Here is an 11,721-nt window from a genome sequence, read left to right on the forward strand (position 1 = left end):
TTTTATTATCTTTTAAAGTTGTCTTTAGTTTTATCAAAGACATATTCAATTACTTCTGAATGTCTTCTTTGAGAACGTACCGCACTACCTGCAGCTGGTGCCCCATAGAATCTTCTAGACACTACCCTAAATGTTTTTGCTTCTTCTAAATGCATTAGCAAGTGGCCCCAAGCACCCATATTTCTAGGTTCTTCCTGAGCCCAAACAATCTCTTGAGCATTTACATATTTATTTATGACAGCCCTTATTTCTTCTGCCGGAAGTGGGAATAACTGTTCTAAACGAACTAAAGCAACATCTTCTCTTCCCAGCTCTTCACGTTTGGCATCTAAATCATAATAGAATTTTCCGGTACAGAACACTAAAGATTTAACTTTATCCCCATTAACATTTACATCATCTATTACCTCTTGAAAACTACCATTGGCCATTTCTTCTTTTGTGGAAACCACCTTTGGATGCCTTAAAAGACTTTTTGGGGTAAAAACTACCAAAGGTTTTCTAAACCCAAACTTCATTTGCCTTCTAAACAAATGGAACAAGTTGGCAGGTGTAGTTACATCTGCCACGAACATGTTATCCTTGGCACATAACTGCAGATAACGCTCCATTCTAGCAGAAGAGTGCTCTGCACCTTGACCTTCATAACCATGGGGCAATAACAACACCAGACCGTTTTGCATTTTCCATTTGTCCTCTGCTGAAGACAAATATTGGTCAATTACAATTTGGGCACCATTGCTAAAATCCCCGAATTGTGCTTCCCAGATAGTAAGCGTTTTTGGACTGGCCATGGCATAGCCATAATCAAAGCCCATGACTGCATATTCTGACAACAAGGAATTATAAATATCCAAACGTCCATTTTGATGCGCTCCAAGTTCATTTAAAAGAACTACTTCCTCTTCATGCATTTCGGTCTTTACTACCGCATGTCTGTGCGAGAAAGTACCCCTTTCCACATCTTGCCCCGTCATACGCACATCAAAGCCTTCTTCCAATAAAGTTGCATAGGCTAAGAGTTCTCCCATAGCCCAATCTAACTTATTGTCCTCAAAATACATTTTCTTGCGCGCATCTATTAAACGGACAATCTTGCGCAAAAACTTTTTATCGGAAGGTAATTCGGTAATAACTTTAGCCAATTGGGTTAGCTTATCCAAATCATAAGAGGTATCAAACTCCGACAACATTTCAGTTTCGGTAACCCGTTCAAAACCTTCCCACTCATCTTGCATAAACGGAGTAATCACCGTTTTTTCAATTTTACGGGAATCCAACAAGTCTTCCTCTAAACTCTTTTTATATTCTTCCTCTAGATTTTTTACATAGTCTTTATCTATAACACCTTCTGCCATCAATTTGGCGGCATATATATCCCTTGGGTTATCATGCTTGGAAATAGACTTATATAACAATGGTTGCGTAAATTTAGGCTCATCACCTTCATTATGGCCATATTTTCTATATCCTAACAAATCCAAGAAAATATCGCGCTTATAGCGCATACGGTATTCTAGCGCAAAAGTTGCCGCATGAACAACTGCCTCAACATCATCTGCATTAACATGTAAAACAGGAGACAATGTAACCTTACCCACATCTGTACAATAGGTAGAGGAACGTGCATCTAAATAATTGGTAGTAAATCCTATTTGGTTGTTTACTACAATATGTATGGTACCAGCAGTAGTGTAACCATCTAATTTAGCCATTTGTATAACCTCGTATACAACTCCCTGACCAGCAAAAGCAGCATCTCCGTGCACCAAAATCGGTAGCACTTCCGCATTATTATCCGCGTGGTCCTTATCTTGTTTTGCCCTTGCTATACCCTCTACAACCGCGTTTACGGTTTCTAAGTGAGATGGGTTAGGTGCAATATTCATATTAACAATCTTACCACTATCGGTTTCCCTTCTTGAGGTCCAACCTAAATGATACTTAACGTCACCGTCAAAAATAGCCTCCTCATAATCCTTACCATCAAATTCACTAAAGATATCCTTTGGCGATTTTCCAAAAATATTGGTTAGTACGTTTAACCTACCACGGTGGGCCATACCCATAACAAATTGCTTAACCCCCGCGTCCGCAGCTTTTTCTACAATTACATCAAGAGCAGGAATTAAGGATTCACCACCCTCTAATGAGAAACGTTTTTGCCCAACGTATTTGGTATGCAAGAAGCTCTCAAAAGAAACAGCCTCGTTTAATTTTCTTAAAATTTGTTTTTTCTGGTCTACAGAAAATTTTGGATGATTATCATTTACATTTAACCAATCCTGTATCCACTGTATACGCTCCGGAGTACGTATATACATGTACTCCACACCAATAGCATCGCAATAAATACGTTCTAAATGCCCTACAATATCTTTAAGGGAACTAGCCCCAATGCCTAAAATGCTACCTGCATCAAAAACTGTATCCAAGTCTGCATTGGATAGGCCAAAATTTTCTAGCGCTAACGTTGGTTCGTATTTTCTACGCTCCCTAACCGGATTGGTCTGGGTAAACAAATGCCCGCGAGAGCGGTAGCCATCTATTAAACGTATTACTTGAAATTCTTTCTGCAACGATTGCGGCATTTGAACGGACTGACCGTTAACGTTGGCCGCAACACCAGCATTTGACGTTTGTACATCCAAATCGTCCAAAGCACTTTCCATACCAAAATCAAAACCTTGAAAAAAGGCTCTCCAACTTGGTTCTACGCTATCTGGATTTGAAATGTATCTATCGTACTGCTCCGCAAAAAAAGCTGTGTGCGCAGCATTTAAAAAGGAATATTTGTCCATTTTGAGGTTTCCCGAGTTCTTTCGTAAAAATTATGACAAAAATACAATAATTGAGTTACCTAGCATATAATCAACAATGTTCTTATTTTAATTTTTTCATAAATTCCAAAATCACCTAATTATGTTGCAAACTTCTTTCTTACGGCAATTTTCTTATAAATTCTATTTATAATCAAATTTGTGGTTTGCCCAGAAGTTGCTACAACGTCTTCCCATCTAGTATTAACAAGCTCACTTTCTGGAATATCCATTACATACATTAGATTCAAGAATTTAGAATATTTCTCCATTAAAAGAACATAAATCTTTTCTTGTAAAATGGCTTTGAGTTTTACTGGCGACAGTTTAACATCTAGTTTAATGGCGATATTGGCCAGCATAAAATCTTTTTGCAATTGATCCACTACATCTTTGTACCAATTTTTTTCAATTGCTTTTTCTAATACCCCTATACCATTTGGCCATTCCATTAGTTATTTCTATCCGTTTTATTGTTTATACACCGTACCATTTTTCATTACAAAGGTTACATTTTTAAGCAAAGACACATCCTGCAAAGGATTACCTTCTACCGCTATAATATCTGCCATAAAACCCGTTTTTAGTTCACCCAATTTCCCTTGCATACCTAAAAGGTTGGCATTGGTAATGGTAGCAGAATAAATAGCCTTATCTACGGGCATACCTGCCTCTACCATATAAACAAACTCTCTTGCGTTTTCTCCATGCTTAAATACACCGGCATCCGTACCAAAAGCAATAGGCACCCCTTTTTTGTAGGCCTTAGTGAACATATCTTGAATTTTTGGTCCAATTTCGCTTGCTTTCTTGGCAACCACAGGAGGAAAGTAACCTGGTTTTTTTGCATTCTCCGTAACCTCTTTACCAGCTGTAATCGTCGGCACTAAATAAGCATCATATTCTTTCATTAAATCCATGGTAGCCTCACTCATTAAAGTTCCGTGCTCAATGGTTTTTATACCACCTTTTACAGCCCGTTGCATACCTTCGTCTCCATGAGCATGTGCAGCCGTAAGCATACCGTAGTCTTTTGCGGTTTCTGTAATTGCTTTAATTTCCTCTATGGTAAATTGTGGGTTTTGACCACTCTTGGCAACACTTAAAACACCACCTGTTGCCGTTATTTTGATAACATCCGCACCGTCTTTATAGCGCTGCCTAACAGCTTTTTTTCCATCTTCTGGAGAATTTACCACCCCTTCTTTTGGCCCTGGATCTCCCATTTCGTCCCAAGTTCTTCCATTAGTAGGGTCTGCATGACCGCCAGTTGTAGCAATAGCCTTGCCTGCCGTAAAAATTCTAGGCCCCACCACATAACCTTTATCTATTGCTTTTCTAAGGGCAATATTTACGCCACTACCCCCCAAATCCCTAACAGTTGTAAAACCTGCCATCAGTGTGTTTTTTGCGTAAATGGTAGATTTAAACGCTACATCTACATCATTTAACGTATACCTATCTATATAGGTGGTAGGACTAGATTCACTTTCTATATGAACATGCATATCTATAAAACCAGGCAAGACCGTTTTGGACTTTAGATCTATCACTGCTACATTTCCACTTCCATTTTTATAACCGTTTTCTATTGCAATAATTTTTTCTCCATCTACTACAATAGTCTTTTCCTTTTGCATCTTTCCTGTTCGCACATCCATAACGGCACCACAATGTAAATAGGTTTGTTGCGCATTAAGTTGACCTAATATAAGCAACACAATGGTTACGATTGCGAATTTAAAATTCTTCATAGTTATTGAATTTAACGGTTATTTAGTTGGAAAAAGGTACAAAAAAAGAGGGCAATGCCCTCTTTCTATAAATATTCTTTGTCTAATTATTTAGACCTTACTTTTTTCTCCCATTGCCAGGCAGAACTCATAGCTTCATCCAAACTTGATTTAGCTTTCCAACCCAAAACCTCATTAGCCCGGCGGGTATCTGCGTAAGCTTGTATCACATCTCCCTCTCTTCTCGGTGCAATTCTATAATTCAATTTTTCTCCAGAGACTTTTTCAAAACTATTTATTACTTCTAAAACAGAACTACCCTTTCCTGTTCCCAAGTTAAAAATCTCGTAGTTTGCATCGTTCTTTTCTGTAATAAGTCTTTGTAAAGCGGCAACATGTGCCTTTGCCAAATCTACCACATGAATATAATCACGAATACAGGTTCCATCCGCTGTTGGGTAATCGTCTCCAAATACGGATAATTGCTCCCTTAGGCCAATACCCGTTTGGGTAATAAAAGGAACCAGATTTTGCGGCACACCCGTAGGTAATTCACCAATCTCAACAGAAGCATGGGCCCCAATGGGGTTAAAATACCGTAATGCAATGGCTTTTAATTGTGGATTTACCTTACAGGTATCTTTAATTATCTCTTCTCCTACCTGTTTGGTATTACCGTAAGGCGATTCTGCTGGTTTTACCGGAGCATCTTCCGTTATTGGCAATTCATCTGCTTGACCATACACCGTACAAGACGAACTGAATATAAAATTAGCTTCTCCTTTTTGGGTTAACTCCTGCAATAGGTATACAAGAACCCCTAAGTTATTTTCATAGTACAACAGGGGATTCTCAACACTTTCACCAACGGCTTTAGAAGCCGCAAAATGTATTACCCCAGTTATATCTGTATGTTTTTGAAAAAAATCTTGAACCTTTTTCTTTTCTCTTAAATCGAATTTTTCAAAAATTGGTTTTTTACCAGTTATGGCAACAATACCATCCAATACAGCTTCAGAAGAATTGGAAAGATTATCTATAATAACTACTTCAAAACCTTCGTTTTGTAACTCTACAACGGTATGCGAACCTATAAAGCCCAAACCTCCGGTAACCAATATTTTTTTACTCATGTTTTAGTGTTTATTTACAAAATTGATGACTAAGTCTGTTATATGTTTAATTTGTTCGTCATCCAATTCCGTATGCATTGGCAGGGAAATAACCTCCTTTACCAATTGATTGGTTACAGCAAAATCCTTTTCATCATACCTATCATCTATATACGCCTTTTGCCTATGTAAGGGAATTGGATAATACACACCACAAGGAACGCTATTCTCGTTTAAATGTTGCACTAAGGCATCCCTAGTTCCATTTAAAATTCGCAATGTATATTGGTGGTATACGTGACAGGTACAAGTAGCACACGTTTTATCGCAGTTGGTCTTTTTTACTGGCACCACAATATGCTCTTGACCGGCAAAAGCTTTATCATATTTTGCAGCTGCCGTCTGTCTTTTAGCATTATAGGTATCCAAGTGCGGTAATTTAGCACGCAGAACACCTGCTTGTATGCTATCTAACCTAGAATTAACCCCAACAACATCATGGTGATAACGCTCATACATACCATGGTTTACCACACCTCTTAAGGTATGGGCCAATTCGTCGTCATTAGTAAAAATAGCGCCACCATCTCCATAGCAACCAAGATTTTTAGAAGGAAAAAAACTAGTGGATGCCACATGCCCTAGGGTTCCTGATTTTCTCTTGGATCCATCCTTAAAAATATAATTTGCCCCAATGGCTTGGGCATTATCTTCAATTACATACAAGCCATGCTTTTCTGCCAAATCCATTAATGCCTCCATATTGGCACATTGTCCAAACAAATGAACGGGAACAATAGCTTTTGTTTTTGGAGTAATAGCCTTTTCAACTGCTGTAATGTCTATATTGAAAGAATCTGGCTCAACATCTACCAAAACCGGCGTTAGACCCAAAAGGGCAATTACTTCAACCGTAGCGGCAAATGTAAAATCTGCCGTAATCACTTCATCACCGGGCTTAAGACCCAAGCCCATCATGCATATTTGAAGTGCATCTGTTCCGTTTGCACAAGGAATAACATGTTTAACACCAAGATATGCTTCCAATTCAGATTGAAAAGCCTTGACCTGAGGACCATTTATGTAAGCCGAAGTATTTAACACTTCTTCAATAGCCCCGTTCACGGCTTCCTTTATGCCATTGTACTGACCTTGAAGGTCTACCATTTGTATTTTACGCATACTACCAATTTGTAAATTCAAAATTAGCAAATAAAGCACCATGGCACTGCTATTCTTTTAAAGAAATGTAATTTAGCGCAAAGCAAAATCTGTGAGTTTTCTTTACAACCTAAGCCTTTATTTAGCTACAGCCGTGTTGCGGATAGTAGCGCTATTTAATCCAAAAATCAAGCTATTTGTTGCGGGTCGCAAGCATACCTTTAAACAACTTGAGCAAAATCTTAACCCTACGGACAACGTAATATGGATACATGCCGCTTCTTTGGGAGAGTATGAACAAGGACTACCTATTTTAGAAAAGTTAAAGACTAATTACCCTGACCATAAATTTCTTTTAACCTTCTTTTCTCCTTCGGGATACGAGGTAAAAAAGGGGAAAACTCCCGCAGACATTGAAACCTACCTGCCTTTAGACACGCAAGAGAATGCACGCAGAATAGTAGATTTGGTTAAACCCAGAATTACCATTTTTATTAAATATGAAGTTTGGCCAAATCTACTAGCCCAACTTAAAAAACAACAATGCCCTACCCTACTGGTTTCTGGTATTTTTAACCAAAAACAAGCCTATTTTAAGTTTTACGGCGGCTTTCTAAGAAAGGCACTTAAAAACTTTGATTATTTCTTTGTACAAGACCAAAACTCTAAAGCGCTATTACGTAGTATTGGTTACACTAATGCTAGTATTAGCGGAGATTCTAGATATGACAGAGTTACCCAGATAATTGAGCAGAACAACACCTTGGAATTTATGGAAGTCTTTCTTCAAGGGAAAAATTGCATGGTTGCTGGCAGTACATGGGCACCCGGGGAAACACTTTTGATAGATTATATAAATAAGGATAAGTCTAATTATAAATTTGTAATTGCCCCACACGATATAAAGGCACAACACGTGGAATCCATCTTCAATTCATTGAAAGTTCCTAAAATGAAATATTCAGAATTAGACCTAGGACGAATTGGAGAGGTAAAAGTTTTAATTTTAGACACTATAGGTATTTTAACCAAAGTATATTCTTACGCAGATATAGCCTACGTTGGAGGTGGTTTTGAAACCGGATTGCACAATACCTTAGAACCAGCCGTATTTGGCATTCCCGTAATAATAGGACCCAAATACCAAAGGTTTATAGAAGCCGAAGCATTAGTAAACAATAAAGGGGTGATTTCTGTAAAGGACAGATTTGATTTTAACACTACACTTTCCAAATTAGTAGAAAACCCGACCGAACGCACCCATCTTGGCAGGGTCAACATGGATTATATCTTCAAAAATAAGGGTGCCACGGACCAAGTTGTGGCCTATATAAATAAACATCTTTAAAATTGCTTAGTTTTATCTTAACTAACAAACCAAACCAATGGATAAGAGAATACTAAGAATATCAATGACTGCAGCCTTGGCAGGCTTTCTTTTCGGATTTGACACCGTTGTTATCAGTGGTGCCAACCAACCCATTAAAGAACTCTGGGACACCAATTGGTTTTTAGGCGATTCTATTTTTACCTTTCATGGTATTTTTATCATGTCCATGGCCCTATGGGGTACCGTTTTGGGTTCACTATTTGGTGGTATACCAACTGATAAACTGGGCAGAAAAAAGACCTTATTATGGATTGGTATTTTATATTTTCTTTCTGCCGTTGGTTCCGCTTTTGCACCAGAAGCCTACAGTTTTTCTTTTTTTAGATTTATAGGCGGTGTTGGTGTTGGTGCTTCTTCCGTTGCCGCACCTGTTTATATTTCTGAGATTTCAAATTCATCTAATAGAGGCAGGCTTACAGCAATGTATCAGTTCAATATTGTGTTTGGCATCTTAATAGCCTTTATATCCAACTACGTTATTGGTACTTTCTTCAATGAAAATGAAGCTTGGCGCTGGATGCTAGGCGTAGAAGGTATCCCTGCATTAATTTACACCTTCATGGTGGCTAAAATTCCAAATAGCCCAAGATGGCTTTTAATGAAAGACCATGCTGATGCATTGGTTATAAAATCTCTTACCCTATTGGGCATACAAGAAGATGAAGCCAAAGTAACCATTACGGAAATAAAGGTTTCCATGGCAGAAAATGTAAAAGACAAAAAAGAAAAGCTATTTTCTGGTAAATATAACAAACCATTACTATTAGCCTTTTTAATCGCGTTTTTCAATCAGCTTTCCGGTATAAATTTTGTGCTATACTACGCACCAGAAATTCTAGAAAGAGCAGGTCTAGCCTCTGGGGAGTCCTTATTTAGCTCTATTAGTATAGGTGTAATAAATCTATTATTCACGTTTGTTGGTTTGGCACTTATAGACCGTTTGGGCCGAAAGCAACTAATGTACATAGGGTCTATAGGTTACATAGTAAGTCTTGCCATGGTTGGGCTTTGTTTTTACAAAGGTTTGAGTTCTGCACTGTTATTAACCTTTATTTTGGTGTTCATTGCATCACATGCAGTAGGTCAAGGCGCTGTAATTTGGGTATTTATATCTGAAATTTTTCCAAACAAGGTGCGCTCCTACGGACAGTCTTGGGGAACGGGAACCCATTGGGTGTTTGCTGCTTTAATTACATTGTTAACGCCAACCTTTTTGGATAGCGAAATAGGCATTTTCAAAGACAATCCATGGCCAATTTTTATATTTTTTGCGGGAATGATGGTATTACAATTACTTTTTACCGCATTCATGATGCCCGAAACAAAAGGTATTTCTTTAGAAGAATTAGCAAAAAGATTAGGCAAAAAATAATGTTCTTCAAAAATTGAACTTCTGCAATACGTATAGGCAAACAAGCAGTTAATCGAGTATTATACTGATTCTTAGGATTGAACAGGTTAAATTTCATTATCTTGATAGGAAATAATCAACCTATGGCAGAGAACACTACAGGTTTTAGTTTTTTAGCTGGCTTCTTACGTATTATGGTAACCGTACTGGTGGTAATACTAATTGCGATACCCGTTTGCATTGTTTGCGACATTTTAGGGGTATTTGATGCTTTAGGCCTTCACTTTTAAACTGAAATTAAAACAGAAGACTATAAAAGCCTCTCATCTTGGGAGGCTTTTTATTTTATACTGCTTAACAAATCAACCTCCATGTATGGTCTTACCCCAAGTATCCAAAGAAATAAGAATTTCTTTTAAAGTAAACCCTTTCTTGGTTAGGCCGTACTCTACTCTTGGGGGCACCTCTGGAAAAACCTCTCGGTACACAAGATGGTCTCGTTCTAACTCTCGCAAACTTTGGGTAAACATTTTATTGGAAATTGCCGGTATTTTAGCTTGTAAAACGCCGGATCGTTGCGGACCTTCCAATAGATGAAAAAGGATAAGTGGCTTCCATTTGGTTCCAATGAGTTCCATCGTTTTGTTAAGAGGGCAATAAATTTTATTATTTTTCAAAACTGCAAATAACTGATTTTGTTCTTTTTACTCTTTTAGACACTATAAGCATAAAAAAGCAAGTTATTGTTTAGCAAGCAACTAATTAACAACTTTGCCTCAAAATTAAGATAACATGAAAGAACAAAAAACATACCCACGTACATTTTCCCATATTGGTATTACCGTGCCAGATATTGCTGCCGCTGTATCCTTTTATGAAGAAGTAATGGGATGGTACGTAATTATGCCACCTAGTCTTGTAAAAAAAGAAAAAGAGACCGCTATTGGCCAAATGTGTATAGATGTTTTTGGTGAAAATTGGGAAACCTTTGAAATTGCCCACCTATCTACTTCTGATGGCGTAGGAATTGAATTATTTTCTTTCCCTGAAACACCAAAAGACAAACCAGACTTTAATCCCTTTAACCCAGGATTATTTCACTTTTGTGTACAAGACCCAAATATTGAAACGTTAATAGAAAAAATTGTTTCTCATGGTGGGAAACAACGAATGCCCATTAGAGCCTATTATCCAGATAACAAACCCTATAAGATGTGTTATGTAGAAGATCCTTTTGGTGTAGTTTTTGAAATTTACACCCATAGCTATGAGCTTACCTATTCCTCCGGTGCATATGCGGACATGTAATTAACTAAACTTTAAAAAAGTATAGTAAACAAAACTTAGGCGCTTCATATTAAGCGCCTTTTTCATTGTAAATAGTTGCTAGATATAATTTATACTTTAGCCCCAATTGAAATTTTAGGATAAAATGAAAGACCACGAGTTTCCAACACCAACAATAGAACACTTTTCCGAACTACAATTGATAGGCCTAAGTTTAGAAATGAGTATTACCCAAAACACTACGGGCTTATTATGGTCCCAATTTGGACCAAGAATTAAGGACATAGAAAACAAAACAGCTAACTATAAACTATCCTTACAAGAGTACCCTATCGATTATTTTAAAAAATTTAGTCCAGACAAAAGCTTTATAAAATGGGCGTTAGTGCCGGTTTCTGATTTATCTAGCATTCCAGAAGGCCTAGCATCTTTTACGTTAAAAAAGGGCTTGTATGCTGTGTTTAAGTACAAAGGGCCCAGCAATGACCCATCCATTTTTCAATACATTTTTACCAAATGGCTGCCTAATTCTGAATACGTACTAGACAATAGACCACATTTTGAACTGCTAGGGGAGCTCTATAAAAATAATGATGCACACTCTGAAGAAAAGATTTGCATACCTATAAAACCAAAAGAAAAAGCATAAAAAAACCCTTCTTTTTAAGAAGGGTTTTAAAGTTGTGCGGATGAAGGGAGTCGAACCCCCACGCCTCGCGGCACTAGATCCTAAGTCTAGCGTGTCTACCAATTCCACCACATCCGCAGTTCAAATCGGGATGCAAATATACTTCAAATTTTGAATTGTAAAACAATCAAAGAAGAAAAAGTTCTTTTTAGTACTTTTATCCTAAGAAGTACTGATTAA

At 37.6% G+C, this 11,721-nt stretch carries 11 protein-coding genes and 1 tRNA gene; 5 read left to right on the top strand and 7 right to left on the bottom strand.

Translation table 11 applies throughout. The annotated features are described in order from the left end of the window. Positions 1-5: 5 nt before the first annotated feature. The 5 genes from ACXAGS_RS09675 to ACXAGS_RS09695 all read right to left on the bottom strand — a co-directional run bounded on the left by ACXAGS_RS09675 (position 6) and on the right by ACXAGS_RS09695 (position 6,846). The gene (locus ACXAGS_RS09675) at positions 6-2,801 is read right to left on the bottom strand and encodes a 2-oxoglutarate dehydrogenase E1 component (protein WP_474906351.1); all 2,796 of its coding nucleotides are present in this window, start codon (positions 2,799-2,801) and stop codon (positions 6-8) included. Positions 2,802-2,920: 119 nt separating this feature from the next. Then, positions 2,921-3,271 carry a hypothetical protein gene (locus tag ACXAGS_RS09680; protein ID WP_474906352.1) on the bottom strand — a complete coding sequence of 117 codons (351 nt, stop codon included), beginning with the start codon at positions 3,269-3,271 and terminating at the stop codon, positions 2,921-2,923. A gap of 18 nt (positions 3,272-3,289) precedes the next feature. Further along, positions 3,290-4,573, bottom strand: a complete 1,284-nt coding sequence (locus ACXAGS_RS09685; protein ID WP_474906353.1) for a metal-dependent hydrolase family protein — start codon at positions 4,571-4,573, stop codon at positions 3,290-3,292. Between the two features lie 86 nt (positions 4,574-4,659). Continuing rightward, on the bottom strand, positions 4,660-5,685 hold the full coding sequence (galE, locus tag ACXAGS_RS09690) for a UDP-glucose 4-epimerase GalE (protein ID WP_474906354.1): 1,026 nt from the start codon (positions 5,683-5,685) through the stop codon (positions 4,660-4,662). A 3-nt stretch (positions 5,686-5,688) separates the two neighbouring features. Then, the gene (locus tag ACXAGS_RS09695; protein ID WP_474906355.1) at positions 5,689-6,846 is read right to left on the bottom strand and encodes a DegT/DnrJ/EryC1/StrS family aminotransferase; all 1,158 of its coding nucleotides are present in this window, start codon (positions 6,844-6,846) and stop codon (positions 5,689-5,691) included. 91 nt (positions 6,847-6,937) lie between these two features. Between ACXAGS_RS09695 and ACXAGS_RS09700 the strand changes: the two genes are divergently transcribed. From ACXAGS_RS09700 to ACXAGS_RS09710, 3 genes are all read left to right on the top strand, one after another. Continuing rightward, on the top strand, positions 6,938-8,173 hold the full coding sequence (locus ACXAGS_RS09700) for a 3-deoxy-D-manno-octulosonic acid transferase (protein WP_474906356.1): 1,236 nt from the start codon (positions 6,938-6,940) through the stop codon (positions 8,171-8,173). 37 nt (positions 8,174-8,210) lie between these two features. Beyond that, positions 8,211-9,587 (top strand): sugar porter family MFS transporter, encoded by a 1,377-nt coding sequence (locus ACXAGS_RS09705; RefSeq protein ID WP_474906357.1) that lies wholly within the window; start codon positions 8,211-8,213, stop codon positions 9,585-9,587. Between the two features lie 101 nt (positions 9,588-9,688). After that, positions 9,689-9,856 carry a hypothetical protein gene (locus ACXAGS_RS09710; RefSeq protein ID WP_474906358.1) on the top strand — a complete coding sequence of 56 codons (168 nt, stop codon included), beginning with the start codon at positions 9,689-9,691 and terminating at the stop codon, positions 9,854-9,856. A 72-nt stretch (positions 9,857-9,928) separates the two neighbouring features. Here ACXAGS_RS09710 and ACXAGS_RS09715 read toward each other — a convergent pair whose 3' ends face one another. Next, positions 9,929-10,204, bottom strand: coding sequence for a winged helix-turn-helix transcriptional regulator (locus ACXAGS_RS09715; RefSeq protein WP_474906359.1), 276 nt, complete (start codon positions 10,202-10,204; stop codon positions 9,929-9,931). A gap of 154 nt (positions 10,205-10,358) precedes the next feature. On the opposite strand from ACXAGS_RS09715, the gene ACXAGS_RS09720 reads away from it, so the two are divergent. Further along, on the top strand, positions 10,359-10,874 hold the full coding sequence (locus tag ACXAGS_RS09720; protein WP_474906360.1) for a VOC family protein: 516 nt from the start codon (positions 10,359-10,361) through the stop codon (positions 10,872-10,874). A 124-nt stretch (positions 10,875-10,998) separates the two neighbouring features. Next, positions 10,999-11,502: a GyrI-like domain-containing protein gene (locus ACXAGS_RS09725; RefSeq protein ID WP_474906361.1), complete on the top strand. Its 504-nt coding sequence runs from the start codon at positions 10,999-11,001 to the stop codon at positions 11,500-11,502. 35 nt (positions 11,503-11,537) lie between these two features. On the opposite strand, the gene ACXAGS_RS09730 is transcribed toward ACXAGS_RS09725, so the two are convergent. Next, positions 11,538-11,619 (bottom strand) — tRNA-Leu (locus ACXAGS_RS09730). Positions 11,620-11,721 lie beyond the last annotated feature (102 nt).

It is taken from the genome of Croceivirga sp. ABH4_376 (genome assembly GCF_056160685.1).